Source organism: Serratia sp. (in: enterobacteria) (genome assembly GCF_051654945.1).
Lineage (GTDB): Bacteria > Pseudomonadota > Gammaproteobacteria > Enterobacterales > Enterobacteriaceae > Chania.
The window spans coordinates 168241-185003 of record NZ_JBOFZA010000085.1; the positions used below are offsets into that span (position 1 = coordinate 168241).

General features: G+C 56.3%; 18 protein-coding genes and 3 tRNA genes. 8 read left to right on the forward strand and 13 right to left on the reverse strand.

Features of this window, described 5'->3' with window-relative positions; genetic code table 11:
• Positions 1-20: 20 nt before the first annotated feature.
• Positions 21-464: a ribosomal protein S18-alanine N-acetyltransferase gene (rimI, locus tag ACRDCA_RS20115; protein ID WP_438691126.1), complete on the reverse strand. Its 444-nt coding sequence runs from the start codon at positions 462-464 to the stop codon at positions 21-23.
• A complete protein-coding gene (locus ACRDCA_RS20120) occupies positions 409-846 on the reverse strand; it encodes a DNA polymerase III subunit psi (RefSeq protein WP_438691127.1) in 438 nt (145 codons plus the stop codon). The genes rimI and ACRDCA_RS20120 overlap by 56 nt, the downstream gene beginning before the upstream one ends.
• Before the next feature lie 142 nt (positions 847-988).
• Between ACRDCA_RS20120 and rsmC the strand changes: the two genes are divergently transcribed.
• Positions 989-2032, forward strand: a complete 1044-nt coding sequence (rsmC, locus tag ACRDCA_RS20125) for a 16S rRNA (guanine(1207)-N(2))-methyltransferase RsmC (protein ID WP_438691128.1) — start codon at positions 989-991, stop codon at positions 2030-2032.
• Positions 2033-2095: 63 nt separating this feature from the next.
• Here the strand turns inward: rsmC and ACRDCA_RS20130 are convergent, their stop codons facing one another.
• Positions 2096-3088, reverse strand: a complete 993-nt coding sequence (locus ACRDCA_RS20130; protein ID WP_438691129.1) for an aldo/keto reductase — start codon at positions 3086-3088, stop codon at positions 2096-2098.
• A gap of 117 nt (positions 3089-3205) precedes the next feature.
• On the opposite strand from ACRDCA_RS20130, the gene ACRDCA_RS20135 reads away from it, so the two are divergent.
• The 4 genes from ACRDCA_RS20135 (at position 3206) to ACRDCA_RS20150 (ending at position 4559) form a co-directional block, all read left to right on the forward strand.
• Positions 3206-4108 carry a LysR family transcriptional regulator gene (locus tag ACRDCA_RS20135; protein WP_438691130.1) on the forward strand — a complete coding sequence of 301 codons (903 nt, stop codon included), beginning with the start codon at positions 3206-3208 and terminating at the stop codon, positions 4106-4108.
• 114 nt (positions 4109-4222) lie between these two features.
• Positions 4223-4309: transfer RNA gene (locus ACRDCA_RS20140), tRNA-Leu, on the forward strand.
• 35 nt (positions 4310-4344) lie between these two features.
• A tRNA-Leu gene (locus tag ACRDCA_RS20145) sits at positions 4345-4431 on the forward strand.
• A gap of 41 nt (positions 4432-4472) precedes the next feature.
• A tRNA-Leu gene (locus ACRDCA_RS20150) sits at positions 4473-4559 on the forward strand.
• 80 nt (positions 4560-4639) lie between these two features.
• On the opposite strand, the gene ACRDCA_RS20155 is transcribed toward ACRDCA_RS20150, so the two are convergent.
• On the reverse strand, positions 4640-4924 hold the full coding sequence (locus tag ACRDCA_RS20155) for a DUF1435 domain-containing protein (RefSeq protein ID WP_438691131.1): 285 nt from the start codon (positions 4922-4924) through the stop codon (positions 4640-4642).
• A 259-nt stretch (positions 4925-5183) separates the two neighbouring features.
• Here ACRDCA_RS20155 and ACRDCA_RS20160 point away from each other — a divergent pair, with 259 nt between their 5' ends.
• Entirely contained in the window at positions 5184-6251 is a 1068-nt protein-coding gene (locus ACRDCA_RS20160) for a GGDEF domain-containing protein (RefSeq protein ID WP_438691132.1), read from the forward strand.
• Positions 6252-6382: 131 nt separating this feature from the next.
• Positions 6383-7525: a D-alanyl-D-alanine-carboxypeptidase/endopeptidase AmpH gene (gene ampH / locus ACRDCA_RS20165; protein WP_438691133.1), complete on the forward strand. Its 1143-nt coding sequence runs from the start codon at positions 6383-6385 to the stop codon at positions 7523-7525.
• A 148-nt stretch (positions 7526-7673) separates the two neighbouring features.
• On the opposite strand, the gene hpaA is transcribed toward ampH, so the two are convergent.
• From hpaA to ACRDCA_RS20210, 9 genes are all read right to left on the reverse strand, one after another.
• A complete protein-coding gene (gene hpaA / locus ACRDCA_RS20170) occupies positions 7674-8570 on the reverse strand; it encodes a 4-hydroxyphenylacetate catabolism regulatory protein HpaA (RefSeq protein ID WP_438691134.1) in 897 nt (298 codons plus the stop codon).
• Between the two features lie 92 nt (positions 8571-8662).
• Positions 8663-10033 carry a 4-hydroxyphenylacetate permease gene (gene hpaX, locus ACRDCA_RS20175; protein ID WP_438691135.1) on the reverse strand — a complete coding sequence of 457 codons (1371 nt, stop codon included), beginning with the start codon at positions 10031-10033 and terminating at the stop codon, positions 8663-8665.
• Positions 10034-10044: 11 nt separating this feature from the next.
• Positions 10045-10842 carry a 4-hydroxy-2-oxoheptanedioate aldolase gene (gene hpaI, locus ACRDCA_RS20180; protein WP_438691136.1) on the reverse strand — a complete coding sequence of 266 codons (798 nt, stop codon included), beginning with the start codon at positions 10840-10842 and terminating at the stop codon, positions 10045-10047.
• Positions 10843-10853: 11 nt separating this feature from the next.
• Positions 10854-11657 (reverse strand): 2-oxo-hept-4-ene-1,7-dioate hydratase, encoded by an 804-nt coding sequence (gene hpaH, locus ACRDCA_RS20185; protein WP_438691137.1) that lies wholly within the window; start codon positions 11655-11657, stop codon positions 10854-10856.
• A gap of 14 nt (positions 11658-11671) precedes the next feature.
• Complete coding sequence (locus ACRDCA_RS20190; protein ID WP_025122133.1) at positions 11672-12058, reverse strand: 5-carboxymethyl-2-hydroxymuconate Delta-isomerase; 387 nt, start codon at positions 12056-12058, stop codon at positions 11672-11674.
• A 9-nt stretch (positions 12059-12067) separates the two neighbouring features.
• Positions 12068-12925 (reverse strand): 3,4-dihydroxyphenylacetate 2,3-dioxygenase, encoded by an 858-nt coding sequence (hpaD, locus tag ACRDCA_RS20195; RefSeq protein WP_438691138.1) that lies wholly within the window; start codon positions 12923-12925, stop codon positions 12068-12070.
• 106 nt (positions 12926-13031) lie between these two features.
• Positions 13032-14486, reverse strand: a complete 1455-nt coding sequence (hpaE, locus tag ACRDCA_RS20200; RefSeq protein ID WP_025122131.1) for a 5-carboxymethyl-2-hydroxymuconate semialdehyde dehydrogenase — start codon at positions 14484-14486, stop codon at positions 13032-13034.
• The gene (locus ACRDCA_RS20205; protein ID WP_438691139.1) at positions 14483-15247 is read right to left on the reverse strand and encodes a fumarylacetoacetate hydrolase family protein; all 765 of its coding nucleotides are present in this window, start codon (positions 15245-15247) and stop codon (positions 14483-14485) included. The genes hpaE and ACRDCA_RS20205 overlap by 4 nt, the downstream gene beginning before the upstream one ends.
• Positions 15248-15249: 2 nt before the next feature.
• On the reverse strand, positions 15250-15876 hold the full coding sequence (locus ACRDCA_RS20210; protein ID WP_438691140.1) for a fumarylacetoacetate hydrolase family protein: 627 nt from the start codon (positions 15874-15876) through the stop codon (positions 15250-15252).
• Positions 15877-16136: 260 nt separating this feature from the next.
• On the opposite strand from ACRDCA_RS20210, the gene hpaR reads away from it, so the two are divergent.
• Positions 16137-16580 (forward strand): homoprotocatechuate degradation operon regulator HpaR, encoded by a 444-nt coding sequence (gene hpaR / locus ACRDCA_RS20215; protein WP_438691141.1) that lies wholly within the window; start codon positions 16137-16139, stop codon positions 16578-16580.
• Positions 16581-16763 lie beyond the last annotated feature (183 nt).

Below are 16763 nucleotides of genomic sequence, written 5' to 3' on the forward strand. Positions count from 1 at the left end.
AATTCAGAGACGATGGACCATTACCCCAGCGGTAGCGCCATTACGATGGCATCTTCGCGGCCATTGGCTGCGGGGTAATAGTTACGGCGTACCGTGACCTCGTTGAAGCCAAGGTCTTCGTAGAGGGCTATCGCACCGCTATTTGAAGCACGAACTTCCAGCCATAAAGTGACAACACCGCGCGTTTCCAACTGCTCGATCACGGCAGTCAGCAGCGTACGGCCAAACCCCCGGCGCTGCCAGTCAGGATGGATGGCGATGTTAAACAACGTGGCTTCATCCAGCACAATCTGGGTGATGGCAAAACCCGCCATCTGCCCATCGGCTTCCAGTTTCAGGTTAAGGTAACGCTCGCCCTGGTTGCTGGCTAGTGTCGCCTCCGTCCAGGGAAATGCGTGGCTGGCTTGTTCAATCTTGAAGGCTGTGGCCAGATCGGCCGCTGTCAGGGTAGAAATGCTGTTCATGGTGACAAATCTGCTGCCAGAGTGCGCGTTTCGCACCCGCATCTTGAGAAAGCTCGGCCAGCGCCGGGCTATGTAGCTGTGCGCCGGCTACCGCGAGCGGCTCCGTGACGCCCAACCGCCAACTGTTGCACTCGGTATCTTGCGGCAGCATCGCTACCTGATCCGGTGTCAGGCCATAGGTTTGTGCCGGTGTCAGCCCCAGGCTGCGCAGCACGTCACAAAACAGCGGGTCGTGCTGGTCTGGCAATGCCTGCGCTACCACCAGCAAGCGTACGTTCGGGGGCACGCTTACCGCCACCTCCCCCTGCAACGCGCCAGGGCGGCGTAATGTCCACTGCGTGATCCCCAGTTGCTGTAACAACCAGTCGCGTTTTGATGCCATGCCAATCCCCGTGTGTTGCGCGCCCGACCTGCCCTATGCCGCGCTATGCTAACAAACCCACAAGGCCTGCGCCAATAAAGCGTCGAACATCTCGCCACAAACCTCTATAATCCACGGCTAAATCTTGAGGAGCCGAAAACTGATGTCTGCATTAACCCCCGCCAGTGAAGTCATGCTGCGCCACAGTGATGAATTTATTGAACGCCGCGTGCTGTTTGCCGGCGATGTGCAGGATACCCTGCCGGCCCAATTCGAGGCCGCGGACGTGCGTGTCCACACCCAGCAATACCATCACTGGCAGTTACTGAACCGGACGATGGGAGAGAATGCCCAGTTTGGCCTGACGGTCGATCCTGCGTTCGTCGCCGAGTGCGATACGCTGGTGTATTACTGGCCGAAGAGCAAGCAGGAGGCGCAGTTCCAACTGTGCAATATCCTGGCCCTGCTGCCGGTTGGCGCAGAAATTTTTGTCGTCGGTGAAAACCGCAGCGGCGTACGCAGCGCGGAACAAACTCTGGAAGGCCACGCCACGCTGGCCAAGATCGACAGTGCTCGCCGTTGTGGCTTGTATCATGGCCGCATCGATGTACAGACCCAGTTTGATCTGGCCGACTGGTGGGAAAGCTACCCGTTGCACGATCTGGAAGTGAAGACGCTACCGGGCGTGTTCAGCCGTGACGGCCTGGACGTTGGCAGTTCACTGCTGCTCTCCACGCTGGAAAAACACATGAAAGGCAAAGTGCTGGACGTGGGTTGTGGCGCTGGTGTGATGGCCTCGGTGCTGTCCAGGCTGTCGCCGAAAATGAAGCTGACCCTCAGCGACGTCAACGCCGCTGCCGTAGAATCCAGCCGGGCAACATTGGCTGCCAACGGTATTGAAGGGGAAGTGATCGTCAGTAACGTCTACTCCGATATTACTGGCCGTTTTGACCTGATCATCTCCAACCCACCGTTCCACGACGGCCTGGCCACCAGCCTGACCGCCGCAGAAACGCTGATCCGTGGGGCGTTAAAACACCTGCCAATCGGTGGCCAACTGCGTATCGTCGCCAACGCCTTCCTGCCTTATCCGGATATTCTGGATGCCACTTTCGGCAGCCATGAAGTATTGGCGCAAAACGGCCGCTTCAAGGTGTATAAAGCCACCGTAGCCCGCCAGCCACGCGATGCGAAGAAGAAAAGATAACTGACCTGCATTCCCCCTTACCACTCAGGTTAGGGGGAAATCTCCTCACTGTTGCCCCCATCATCAGCCGTTAACAAGCTCCATCCCCACCGGGGTATAACGCGCACCGGATACATCAGCCAGCGGGAATACCGCCTCGATCGCCGCCAGTTCCTGTTCCGTCAGCGTAATCTCCGCTGCCGCCACGTTCTCTTCCAGATAACGCCGACGCTTGGTACCAGGAATAGGGACGATATGCTCATCCTGCGCCATCACCCAGGCCAACGCCAACTGCGACGGAGCAACGCCTTTTTGCCTGGCCAGTTCGCTGACCTTGGCGACCAGTTCCAGGTTGCGGGCGAAGTTCTCCCCCTGAAAACGCGGGTTGTCACGGCGGAAATCATCTGCCGCCAAATCCTCGAGACGCTGGATCGCTCCGGTCAGGAAACCGCGCCCTAGCGGGCTGTAAGCCACAAAACCAATCCCCAAACGTTGGCAAACCGCCAGTTGCCCCTGCTCGGCATCCCTGCTCCACAGAGAATACTCGGTCTGCAACGCGGTGATCGGATGCACCTTATGGGCGCGCTCTACGGTGTCTACAGAGGCTTCACTCAGGCCGATATGGCGGATCTTACCCTCGGTAATCAGTTCCGCCAGGGTGCCAACCACCTCTTCGATTGGCACCGTAGGGTCGACACGATGCTGGTAGTAAAGATCGATGGTTTCTACACCCAGCCGTTGCAAGCTGCCTTCTACCGAACGACGGATATAGTCCGGTTTACTGCTCACGCCCCGTGCAGTGGGATCCGCCGGATCGCGCACAATACCGAACTTGGTGGCCAGAAACACCTGGTCGCGCTTGCCTTTGATCGCCTTGCCAACCAGCTGTTCGTTGGTGTGTGGGCCATACATATCTGCGGTATCCAGCATGGTCACCCCCAACTCCAACGCCCGATGTAGGGTGGCGATCGCTTCCTGCTCATCATGACCGGTGGAGTAGAAATCACTCATCCCCATGCAACCTAAACCCAGGGCAGAGACTAGAGGGCCGTTAGTACCTAATTTGCGCTGTTGCATTGTGTGATCCTTGTTGAACATGGATGTCGAAACAAAGTCTGGTTGTTTATGCCACAAAGATAAATAATGCAGATTGCACATCACTGTTCATAAATCACCAACAATACGGGCGGCAAAATGGATCAGGTTCAGGCAATGCGGATATTTACCCGGATCGTGGAGCTGGGCAGCTTCAGCCGCGCGGCCGAACGGTTGCAACTGCCTCGCGCCACGGTGAGCAACGTGCTCAAACGCCTGGAGCAACGGCTTGGCGTCAGATTATTGGTGCGCACCACTCGCCAGGTCCAGGTCACTGCTGAAGGGACGCTGTACTACCAACGCTGTCTGCACCTGCTGGATGCTTTGGAAGAAGCAGATACGCTGTTCAACCACCACAAGCTGCAACCCGCCGGTAAGGTGCGGATCGATATGCCCCATTCGCTGGCGCGGGAAATCGTCATCCCGGCGCTGGATGAGTTCTATCAGCGTTATCCAGAGATAGAAATTGCGTTGGGGGCCAACGACACGCATGTCGATCTGCTACGCGAAGGCGTGGATTGCGTGCTGCGCGCCTGGCAGACCGAAGACGATACGCTGGTAGCACGCAGAATAGCCTTGCTGCCACAGCTCACCTGCGCCTCTCCTGGCTATCTGCAAGCATTTGGCATCCCGCAGTCGCCAGACGATCTGCAACACCATCGGGCGGTGGGGTATTTCTCGCTGATTAACAACCGCAATTACCCGCTAGAGTTTTGCCGTAATGGCGATTTGTCACTGCGCGAACTGCCAAGCAGATTGAGCGTCAGCGGAGCCGATGCCTATACTAGTGCCTGTCGCGCTGGCTTGGGGCTGATCCAGGCGGCGCGTTATACGCTCGCCCCCTGGCTGGAGAGCGGTGAACTGGTGGAAGTGCTGGCTGATACGCCGCCGCCGCCAATGCCGATCTATATCATGTACCCACCGGGCCGTTTCCTCGCACCACGCGTCAGGGTATTGATTGATTGGCTGATTACCTTGTTCGAGCAACATAAAAACCACTGATATGCCGTTTTTTCCAGCAAACGCCGCTAAACAGGTAAATAACTATTGACGTACCCAGCAAAATCTCTAGAATTCGCCTCCGTGGTAGCGTTACTTCGGTAGCGTATCTGGTGAGCGAAGGTGGCGGAATTGGTAGACGCGCTAGCTTCAGGTGTTAGTGTCCTTACGGACGTGAGGGTTCAAGTCCCTCTCTTCGCACCAAATAACCACATGATTTATATTGCACAGCATCGAATGCGAAGGTGGCGGAATTGGTAGACGCGCTAGCTTCAGGTGTTAGTGTTCTTACGGACGTGAGGGTTCAAGTCCCTCTCTTCGCACCAAGCTGGTGATATAAATCGCAATCAAAGACACATCAAACTGTGCGAAGGTGGCGGAATTGGTAGACGCGCTAGCTTCAGGTGTTAGTGTTCTTACGGACGTGAGGGTTCAAGTCCCTCTCTTCGCACCACTTGATGAGTTCTCTTCCGGCTGTTCCTGCCTAAAAATCCACTGTAAAACACCCACACGCTAATGCGTGATTTTGTCGTTTCAGCTATAGCTGAAATGCAGGCTGATTGCGGCCAGGCCACCAGCCAGAGCCATGCAAGAGGGGAGCAGCAGGTAATGACGCCAGCGGCTGTTAAACAGCATCACTAATGTGGCCAGCATGGCAATCACGATCAGCGTACGCAGTTGCATCATGTCCAGGTCGATCAGCGCCAGAAATGGCATCAGGGCACAGGGCAGCAACACGCCCCAGGCGCTGGCCAGCCGATTCCCCAGGCACCAACTGATACCCCATAATCCACAAGCGGTAACCATGGCAGCTAACATGATAACCCCCACCCTTCCAAGTGATAATGATAACCAATATCATATAACACTTTTTTTGGACGCGCACTCTTTTCAGGATCCGGCTGAACGCGGATGACAGCCTGCTGGAAAAATGTTAATTTCAAATAAGAAAATTCCTAGCATTTATAGTTTATTAATAATCACCTATTAGAATTATTAACCGCAGATACTTAACTGACTCTTCGGATATTTTCTACAACTTTTCTTTCGACAGACCCAATCCTAAAGAGTGATCCGTATGAACTCGCGTTCTTATCAGCAATTACAAACCAGCAAACAGCGTTTATCCCTGTTTCTTTTCTTGTTGATGAATGCAGCCTCTGCCATTTTTACTTTATTTGTCCCTTTTAAAGAGACTCCGGCATACACCTTGCCATTACTCTGCATTCCACCGCTTTGCCTGGCGGCAATGCTCTATGCGCTGTATTCCCCCCGCCACTTTGTTCAAAGGCTCAACCTGCTCGCCATCACCCTTGGTCTGCTGTGGGCGGCGCACATCTTTAGCAAGAGCCAGCTGATCGCCAGCGATAACCACAGCTTTTTGCTGATCAGCCTGTTCAGTATTTTCTTTATCAGTGCCATCTCGCTGACGGATAACCTGCTCGCCTTCTGCCTGCACGCCGTCCCCTCGGCGTTGATTATCCTGTGGCTGGATGGCATGCATAACACCATGCGGATCCTGTTCACCACTCTGCTGCCGATCATTGCTTTCTCGGTACATCATTTGCTGCTAAAGCGCAGCGAAATGTTTACTCAACATCTGGTTGCCAACCTGTATCACGAACGGGATAAGTTCAGCGATTTGAGCATGCTCGATCCGCTCACCGGGCTGTATAACCGCCGTGGGCTAGAGAGCAAACTGAATCAGTTGCAGATCCCCACCTCAGGCCACCATTTTGTCGTGCTGCTCGATATCGACCACTTCAAGGCCTATAACGATCGCTACGGTCACACCCTGGGCGATCAGGCATTGGTCCAGGTGGCAGCCACCATCCGGGATGCGGTGCGCTCACGGGATATCGTGGTGCGTTACGGCGGGGAAGAGTTCTTGGTGCTGCTGACCAACGTTGGTGAAGATTACGCGGCTTATCTGGCTGAAGAGGTGCGCCAATGCGTACAGGAATTAACCATCTCCCACCGCTTCCACGCACAGGAAACGACCAAGGTCACGTTAAGCGCCGGTATTTCCGCGCTGGATAAACTGGATATCGATTCCGCGATCTGTGCCGCCGACGCCGCGCTATACCGGGCCAAAAACAGTGGCCGCAACAATATCCAGCTGGCTTCCAACCAGTTCGCCCTGTAGGGGCACTGCATACGGCGCCCCTACATTTGTGCAACATTGCCACTTTTTCCACATGCCAATCGTGCCGTAGCGCATTACACTAGCGGACAACTTACGCCTTCCTTGTAGCCCTTTAAAATGGAACATGACCGTTGAAGACCTCACTCTCCACGTTATTGCTGGCGCTTGGCCTGTGTGCTGTGCCGTTGGCCAGCCAGGCAGCCGATGCACAACTCACTTCGCAGATTGTCGATCAGTACGCAGAACATATCTTCTTCAATAGCGGTGCAACCGGCATGGCGTTGGTCGTTATCGATAATAATCAAGTGGTTAACCGCAGTTTTGGCGATACCAAACCGGGCAATGACCTGCGCCCACGGCCAGACTCCCTGATCCGCATCGCCTCCATCACCAAGCTGATGACCAGCGAAGTCATGGTTAAAATGGCGGCGGAAGGCAAGGTCAAACTCAACGATCCGCTGCGCAAATATGCCCCTAAAGGGGCTAAGGTTCCGGCTTATAACTCGCGCCAGCCGATTACCTTGCTGAACCTGGCCACGCACACCAGCGCCCTGCCGCGTGAGCAACCAGGCAAGAAACCGCCAAAAACTTCGGTATTTACCTGGCCGACCAAGGCACAGCGCTGGCAGTGGCTGGCCCATGCCACCATTACCGTGCCACCAGGCGTGCGGGCGGCCTACTCCAACCTGGCCTACGATCTGCTGGCCGATGCGCTGTCACGCGCCGCTGGCAAACCTTATAACGTCCTGCTGCGTGAGAAAATCACCGGCCCGCTGGGGATGGTAGATACCACGCTGACGCCGAGCGCCGAACAGTGCTCACGCCTGATGGTGGCCGCCTCCGGGCCAAGCGCCTGCCGTGATACCACCGCCGCCAGTGGCAGCGGTGGCGTTTACTCAACGCCGCGCGATATGCAGCGTTGGATGCAGCAGTTCCTCTCCTCCAACGTCAGTGGCTCACGCAAACCAACGGCCTTAGCCGAACAAACCATGTATTTCCAGCGTCAGCATCTGGTGTCGCTGAAAGGGATGGATGTGCCGGGTGAGGCTTCCGCATTGGGGTTAGGCTGGGTGTATATGGCGCCGAAAGACGGCCTGCCGGGGATTATCCAGAAAACAGGCGGTGGCGGCGGCTTTATCACCTATATGGCGATGGTACCGCAGCAAAATATCGGCGTGTTCGTGGTAGTTACCCGCTCAGAGCTGACCAAGTTCACCAACATGAGCGATCCGGTCAACCGGTTGGTCGCGGATTTGGTGGCGAATAAAGGCTAGCCCTCACCCTAACCCTCTCCCACAGGGAGAGGGGACTGAATGTGCCACAGATTGACACCTGCACCTGACCGCACCCTGTACTCTCTCCCTCTCCCAATAACAGAGTTCATGAGATTTTTTTACTTTAGAGGGAGAGGGCTGGATAGCCTTACGACAGCACGTGTTGCGTGGCACGATAGGCGGAAGGTGAACAACCTTCCAGCCGATTGAAGAAGCGCGCAAAGTAGGCAGGATCTTTAAATCCCAAGCTATAGGCCGTTTCATGTACCGTGCAGGCGCTAAACAGCAGCAGCCGCTTGGCTTCACGCAGCAGTCGATCGAAGATCAATCGCTTGGGTGAGCGGTTGGCAAAGCGGCGGCACAGATCGTTGAGGCGTGACTCGGTCACCCCCAGCGACTGGGCATATTCCGGCACCGACAGATGATCGCGAAAACGCTCATCCACCATTTTATTAAAGCGCTGAAACAGCTTCAGTTCGCCGCGCACCCCGCTGGCGGCCTTGTCATCCAATGAGGTATTGCGCAGCATCAATGTGAAGACGGCCTGCGCCAGCAATGCCAGCGTCTGCTCGCGCCCGGCCAGCTTTTGGCTGAACTCGTGGCGGATCAGTTGCCAATAATGCCCAAGCGCGGCCAGTTCTTGCGGTACTGCGGCCAGCGAAAGGCAAATCCCCGGCATATCCAGCGCCAGATTGCTGCCCGGATACAGCCGCTCCAGCAACGGCCAGATCAGTTCCTGGCGTACCGTGAGTACATGACCGTCGCTGTCTGGCTCGGTGAAAAAGGCGTGCGGCACCGAGGGCGGAGTGAGGATAAACAGCGGTGCCTGCACCGAATAGTGCTGATCGTCCAGCTGCAACTCTATCCTGCCGGTGGCCAGATAATGCAGCTGGAAAAAGCGATCGTGCCAGTGCACCTGCATATCCCGGCCAAAAAACGCCGCCAGCCCGGCAAAGGTTTCGTAGTGCACCTCATCAGCGGCGTAACGCGCGTCATACTCTTTACCAATATCGATATTGGCGATAAAGCCGGTACCTTTCTGCACGTTGTCCTCCGGTGAAATAACAGCTGGAAATTCCCCTCACCCCGACCCTCTCCCAAGGGAGAGGGGGCGTCTCCTCAAGCAATATCCAAAGTTTATGGCGTGGCCCTTGGGCGCGAATCCTTCATCGGAATACGCCATACCAATATCGCCCCGATAATCAGCAATGCCGAAACGAAATACAGCCCGGAGTTAAAGCTACCGGTCACGTCCTTGAACCAGCCGATCAGTAGCGGGCTGACCGCCGAGCCGATGTTACCGGTGGCGTTGATCACCGCGATCCCTACCGCTCGTGCTTCAAAACTGATCGACTGATCCGGCGTGGTCCAGAAGATCGCCATCGCGGTAAACGAACCGACCGACGCCATCACAATCCCCAGCAGTTGTACCATGCTGTGGTTGGTCGCCGAAGCCAGCAGCCAACCCGCTGCGGCAAACAGATAAGGCAGCGCGGTGTGGAATTTACGCTCTTGCAGGCGATCCGAGCGTTTACTCCACCAGATCATACCGGCGATGGTACAAATTTGTGGGATCGCCGCCAGGAAACCGATCATGATGTTGCTGCTGCTCTGGTTAAAGCTCTGCAAAATCTGTGGTGTCCAGATGTTGATAGCGCTCAGGGTGTTGGTCAGGCAGAAATACGCCAGCGTATACATCAGCACCACCGGCGTCAGTACTTCACGCCACAGGCTGCGTTGTTGCAATGCACGGTGGCTGCTCGGCCCTTCCGGCTGTACCAGTTGCAGCTTGTCGGCGTCCATCATTGCTTGCAGGCTGGCCTTCTCGTCGCTGGTCAGCCATTTGGCTTTGGCCGGTGTGTCATCCAGATAGAACCACACCACCACGCCGAGGATCACCGAAGGGATGCCCTCCAGCAGGAACAGCCACTGCCAGCCTTTCAGGTTCATCGCGCCGTCCAGCGCCAGAATGTAACCAGACACCAGCGACCCCAACGCCATCGTGACCGGCATGGCAATCATAAACAGGGCGTTGGCCCGGGCGCGGTAGAACGCCGGGAACCAGTAGGTGAGATACACCAGGATCCCCGGCAGGAAGCCCGCTTCGGTAATGCCGACGATCATTCGCAGCACATACAGGCTGGTTGGCCCAGTAGCGAACATGGTACAGGTGGAAGCAATCCCCCACAGCACCATGATGGTGGCGATCCAACGCCGTGCCCCTACCCTGCTCAGCATCATATTGCTGGGGATACCGAAGATCACGTAGGTGACATAAAACAGCGTTGCGGCCAGGCCGAACATGGTGGAGCTAAGACCGAGGTCCTGCTTCATGGTCAAACCGGCAAACCCGATGTTGATGCGGTCGAGGAACGAGAAAACAAACAACACAAATAAGAAAATAATCAGGCGCCGAAATAACTTTTTAATCACCGATTGCTCGGTGGCGGTTAACGCTTTATGTTGCTCAGCCGGGTTGAGCGGCTTGAGCGAATCGACGTTGCTCATGATGACTCCAATTAGTAAACGCCCTGGGATTGTTGCTCCGCTGGTTTATCTTGTTTGAAACTGTTGAGCAGGGAGTCCGCCGCCCGCACCAGCAGGGTCGTATCCACGCCTACGGCGACAAACAACGCGCCAGATGCCAGATAGTGTTGCGCCAGCTCCTGCTGTGCCATCAGGATGCCTGGGGCCTTGCCCGCGGCGCTGATACGGGCAATGGCATCGTCGATGGTGCTCTGCACTTCGGGATGCTGCGGATTACCGGCAAAACCCATATCGGCACTGAGATCTGCCGGGCCGATAAAGACGCCGTCCACCCCTTCCACTTCCAGGATGGCGTCCAGATTTTTCACCGCCTCGCGGGTTTCGATCTGTACCAGCACGCACATCTGGCTATCGGCAAGGTGCAGGTAGTTCGGCACCCGGTTCCAGCGCGAGGCACGAGCCAGCGCACTGCCGACGCCACGAATGCCGTTCGGTGGATAGCGGGTAGCCCGCACCGCCTCCCGGGCCTGTTCAGCGTTTTGGATCATCGGGATCAGCAGGGTTTGTGCGCCAACGTCCAACAGCTGTTTGATCAGCACCGGATCGTTCCAGGCCGGACGCACTACCGGGTGGCTGGGATAAGGCGCTACCGCCTGCAACTGACCCAATACCGTTTGCACATTATTGGGCGCGTGTTCGCCGTCGATCAGCAGCCAGTCGAACCCGGCCCCGGCCAGCAGTTCCGCGCTGTAGCTGCTGCACAGTCCTAGCCACAGGCCAATCTGCGGGCGTTTTTCCTGTAAAGCCTGTTTAAAATGATTGGTTAACATGGTGTTCCTCCTTAGACAAACCGGCAGCTGATGCAGCCCATCGGGCCATAATCGGCATGGAAGGTATCGCCGCGTCTTGCCGCTACCGGACGGGTAAAGGAACCGCCAAGAATGATCTGCCCGGCCTCCAGTTCCACGTCATACGGAGACAGTTTGTTCGCCAGCCAGGCCACGCCGTTGGCCGGGTGATTGAGCACCGCCGCCGCCACACCCGACTCTTCAATCACGCCGTTGCGATACAGCAACGCACTGATCCACCGCAGATCCAGAGCATCTATCTTGATCGGCCTGCCGCCCATCACTACGCCCGCATTGGCCGCGTTATCGGAAATCGTGTCGAACACCTTGCGTGGCCGTTGGGTCTGCGGATCGACGTTATGGCTACGAGCGTCGATGATCTCCAACGCCGGGATCACATAGTCGGTCGCGTTATAGACATCAAACAGCGTGCAGTTCGGCCCGCGCAGCGGTTTCGCCAGCACAAACGCCAGCTCCACTTCAACGCGCGGCACGATAAAGCGATCGATCGGAATGTCGCTGCCATCGTTAAAGAACATGTCATCCAGCAGCGCACCGTAATCCGGCTCGGTGATTTGCGAGCTGACCTGCATGGCGCGCGAGGTCAGCCCGATCTTGTGTCCTTTCAGAGTACGTCCTTCGGCGATCTTCAGCTCAACCCACTGACGCTGGATAGCATAGGCATCTTCAATAGTGATCTCCGGGTGATCCAGCGATAGCGCGCGGATCTGTTCCCGGCTCTGCTCGGCCTGATGCAGGCGCTGCACGGCTCGGCTCAGTACGTCTTTATCCAGCATTGATGACTCCTTGTTCAGTCCTTGCGAAACAGCGCATGGACGTTGTTTTGCTTGTAATTGAGTACCGGATCGAGCTCTTCGATGGTGAAAGAGAGCGCCAGATAACGGTTGGCCATCAGCGCGGCGAAGTGATCCTTGATCAGGATGAACAGCATTTCGCCCACCTGTTGGCGGCTCTCCAGGCTGCGGCCGTGACCAATTTTCAGCGTCATATGCACAAAGGCATAGTTCTGCTTGCCGTCGGCCATCTGCCAGGTATCCAGCCAGATGGCACGGCTACGGATGCCTGCCAGCGGGAAGATGCCGGTTTCCGCCAGCGCGTGATTCACCTTGTCGAACAGCGCGGGCAAATCCGCCTCCCGGCGGATGTTGTCGGTACATTCAGCATAAAAATGCGGCATGAGAGATCCTCAGGCTTGGGCGGGTAGCGGGAAGATGGCGTTGACCTGGCCGGTCCCGGAACTGGCAAACAGCGGGGTAACGAACTCCACTTTGCCCTGATACTTGTCCCAGCCCAGCAGGCCCAGCAACATCACGGTGTCGTGCATGTTGCCTTCGCCATAGCAGTAATCGGCGTACTCCGGCAGCATTTCGCAGAACTCACGGAAACGCCCTTCTTCCCACAGTTTCACCACGCGTTCGTCCATCTGCTGGTCGAACTGGCGGGTGTAACTGTTCATGCCCTGCTCGGCGCGCTGATCGTCGATAAAGCGGTGTGAAAGCGAACCGCTGGCCAGTACCGCCACGGTGCCGTCGTATTTCTCAATCGCGGTTTTGATGGCTTCCCCCAGGCGGCGGCTATCGGCAAAGTCGTGTACGGTGCAGAAGGCCGAAATGGAGATCACCTTGAAGTGCCGGTCGCTGTTCATGTAGCGCATCGGCACCAGCGTGCCGTACTCCAGCTCCAGGGTTGGGATTTCATGCGCCTTGGCGCGTACCCCAAGCTTGCGGGCTTCATCGGCAATCATCTGGCCCAGCGCCGGGTTACCGTCGTATTCATAGGTCATGTCGCGGATGAAGTGCGGCAGTTCGTTGCTGGTGTAAACCCCTTTGAAGTGCGAGTTACAGTTGATGTGATAGGCGCTGTTCACCAGCCAGTGGGTGTCGAAGACGATGATGGTATCGACCCCCATCTCACGACAGCGAGCGCTGATCTCTTTGTGACCATCAATGGCAGCCTGACGGCAACCGTGATGTTCACCGGGCAATTCAGACAGGTACATCGAAGGGACGTGTGTAATCTTTGCAGCTAAAGCTAATTTACCCATATGTCCTCCTATTCCCTTTATCTTCCAGCCTGCGGTACGGCTGGCCGCAGGCTGATATCTATCGGGTCTAGTCCTTGGTTGTTGTTTTAAAGGGCACGGAGCTATCTCACACTCCCCAACGTGGGATCGGGTGATCCCCCATGGAGATACAAACGTTTTTCATTTCGGCAAACACTTCAAAGCTGTACTCACCGCCTTCACGGCCGGTGCCAGAGGATTTCACCCCGCCAAACGGCTGGCGCAGATCGCGTACGTTCTGGGTGTTGACGAAAACCATGCCTGCTTCAATATTGCGGGCCAGACGCAGCACTTTACTCACATCCTGCGTCCAGATGTACGACGCCAGGCCGTACTCCACATCGTTGGCCATGCGCAGGCCGTCTTCTTCTGATTTAAACGGCAGGAGGCAGGCCACCGGCCCGAAGATCTCTTCCTGCGCGACACGCATACGGTTGTTAACATCGGCCAGCACCGTTGGGCGCAGGAAGTTGCCGTGACTCAGACCGGCCGGTTTATCCGGGCCACCGGCCAGCAGGGTTGCCCCTTCTTCGATGCCGAGGCGAATATAGCCAGAGACTTTTTCCCAGTGCTGCGGGCTGATTAATGCACCGACTTGAGTGTTCGGATCGGTGGGATCGCCCACGCGCAGACGGTTGGCGCGCTCGGCAAAGCGTTTGACGAATTCCGGGTAAATGCTCTCTTGAATGAAGATGCGTGAACCGGCAGTGCAGCGCTCACCGTTGATCGAGAAGATGGTGAACAGCGCCGCATCCAACGCCCGTTCGATATCGGCATCTTCAAAAATCAGTACGGGTGACTTGCCGCCCAGTTCCATGGAGAATTTCTTCAGCCCGGCGCTTTCAATAATGCGGCGACCGGTTGAAGTACCCCCGGTAAAGGACACCGCACGCACATCTTTATGGCGTACCAGCGCATCACCCGCCGTTGCACCGTAGCCCTGCACCACGTTCAGCACCCCGGCAGGGATACCGGCTTCCAACGCCAGTTCACCCAGGCGATCCGCCGTCAGCGGTGAAAGCTCAGACATTTTCAGCACCGCCGTGTTACCCAACGCCAGGCAAGGCGCGGTTTTCCAGGTGGCGGTCATAAATGGCACGTTCCACGGCGACACCAGCGCACAAACCCCAACCGGCTGGATCAACGTGTAGTTGAGCATCTTGTCGTCCACCGGATAGGTGCGGCCATTCATCTGTTGGCAGATCTCGGCGAAGAACTCAAAGTTGTGCGAGGCGCGTGGGATCAGCACGTTTTTGGTCTGATGGATCGGCAACCCGGTATCGGCGGTTTCCATCTCGGCAATCTGCGGCACGTTCTGGTCAATCAGCTCACCCAGGCGACGCATCAGGCGCGCACGCTCTTTCATCGGCGTATTGGCCCATTTTGGGAAAGCTTCTTTGGCGGCGGCGACCGCCTGATCGATTTCGAGCTGGCCACCGGACGCCACTTCCGCCAACACTTCACCATTAGCCGGGTTGGTGGTGGTGAAATACTCTTTGCTGGCGACGTTCTTGCCGTTGATCCAATGGTTGATGGTTTTCATCGTTTGCTCTCCTCGTAATCTTTTTCACTGATGATGTGGTTAACCAGACGGCCAATGCCTTCGATCTCCACCACAATCTCATCCCCAGGCTGCACGTCGGCCAGCCCTTTCGGCGTGCCGGTAGCGATCATGTCGCCAGGATGCAGCGTCATAAATTCACTCAGGTATTCGATCAGATAAGGGATGTCGAAAATCATGTCGGCGGTGGTGCCGCGCTGACGCAGTTCACCGTTGACATAGGTGCTCAGCGTCAGGTTATGCGGGTCTGCCACATCGTCACGATCGACAATGTAGGGGCCGATCGGCGTCAGGGTGTCGCGGCTTTTCACCCGCAGGTTAGGCCGGTAGTAGTTTTCCAGGTAATCGCGAATGGCGTAGTCGTTGCATAGGGTGTAACCCGCCACATAATCCATCGCCTGTTCACGGCTGACGTTGCGCGCGGTTTTGCCGATCACGGCCACCAGCTCGGCTTCGTAGTGCATGTATTCCACCTGCGCCGGACGCACGGAAACCTGGCGGTGCCCGGTCAGGGTGTTTGGCCCTTTGAGGAATACCAGCGGCTCTTCCGGTGCTTTAAACTCCAGCTCACTGGCGTGGTCGGCATAGTTCAGGCCAAGGGCAAAGATGGTGCCCTGCGCCGGTGGCAGCCATTCCACATCGAACTCATCGAGCTTGCTGCCATCGGGCAGCGTGACGCTTAACTGGTCGTCGACGGTGACGTTCACAATCTGGCCATGATGGCGGATACGAGCGTGTCTCATGGTTATTCTCCTGCCTGCGTCACATGGTTGGTAAGGGTTGGCAAGCCAGCGGCCCGCACCGTCACTTGGTCACCCGGTTTGATCTCAACCCGCTGGTGTGGCGTGCCGATCAGCACCGCATCCCCCGGTTGCAGGGTAATAAAATCGCTGATGGCCGCGATCAGTTCTGGCACCGAACGCACCAGATCCGCCGTTGACCAACGATCCTGCTCCACGCCGTTGATTTCGGTAACGATCTCCAGGTTGCCGGTGCTACTCAGTGGTGCCACCTCTCCCAACGGGCAGAAACCGTCGCGACATTTGGCTTTGATCGCCGGGCGATAGAAGCTGGTTTCCGGCAGGCTGACATCGTTGGCTAACGCATAACCGGCCACATAATCGGCCACCTTATCCGCCGCCACCTTGCGTGCGGTGCTGCCGATCACTACCGCCAGCGTCGCGCCACTTTGCACAGTTTCACCGGCCGGGAACGGGATGCTGCCGCCGTTGGCGAGATGGGTATTGCGTGGTTTGATAAACCACACCGGCGTTTTTGGCGGCGTTTGGTAAGGGGCGGCGCGGAACGCCTGATCCCAGGCATCAAGCTGGCTGCGGTGGTTAAGTGCTACGGAAAATACGGTGCCTTTCATGCAGACTCCTTCTACGGATCGCGATTCATTAATATGTTAATGAATACTTTTATACGCTGTTCAGCATTTACGCAACGTTGTTAATTTAATTTGTGATCGTGATAACGAAATATTCACAAATCATGAACATTGGCGTTAATAATCAGCAGATTAAGCTTTTTTGCCGGATTATTACGTGACGGAGCGCGTTTTACCGTTCTCCACTGGACAAAAATTGGCTACTATTAAGTTGTTAATAAAATTGAGCCAAGGCCATCGACATGCATGAATCGTTAACCATCGCCCTGCTGCAGGCGCGTGAAACCGCCATGGGCTTCTTCCGCCCGATCCTGAAAAGCCACAATCTGACGGAACAGCAATGGCGCATCATTCGCGTATTGGCCGATAGCCGTTCCATTGAGTTCCACGAGTTGGCCGCAGAGACCTGCATCCTGCGCCCCAGCCTGACGGGCATCCTGTCGCGTATGGAGCGGGATAAGCTGATCTTCCGCCTCAAGCCGGTTAACGATCAGCGCAAGCTGTACGTATCCCTGACCCAACAGGGCCAGGAACTGTATGAACTGGCGCGCCACCAGGTAGAACAGGGGTATGGAGAGATTGAAGCGGCATTTTCGAAGCAGAAGATGGATCAGTTGATGGTGTTGCTCGATGAGCTGATCCGTTTAGGGGATCAGCAGGCTAACAACGTGGTGGCTCACAAATAACCCCCCTCACCCCAACCCTCTCCCACAGGGAGAGGGAGCTGGTACTGATGTGGCTTAATGATCTTGGACACCAACTAAGGGTGATAAACTTCCCTGATACAAAAGAGGTGTCCAATGACAGGCAGACGAACTTTTTCTCCCGAATTCAAATGTGAGGCTGCAAGCCTTGTTCTCGATAGGGGT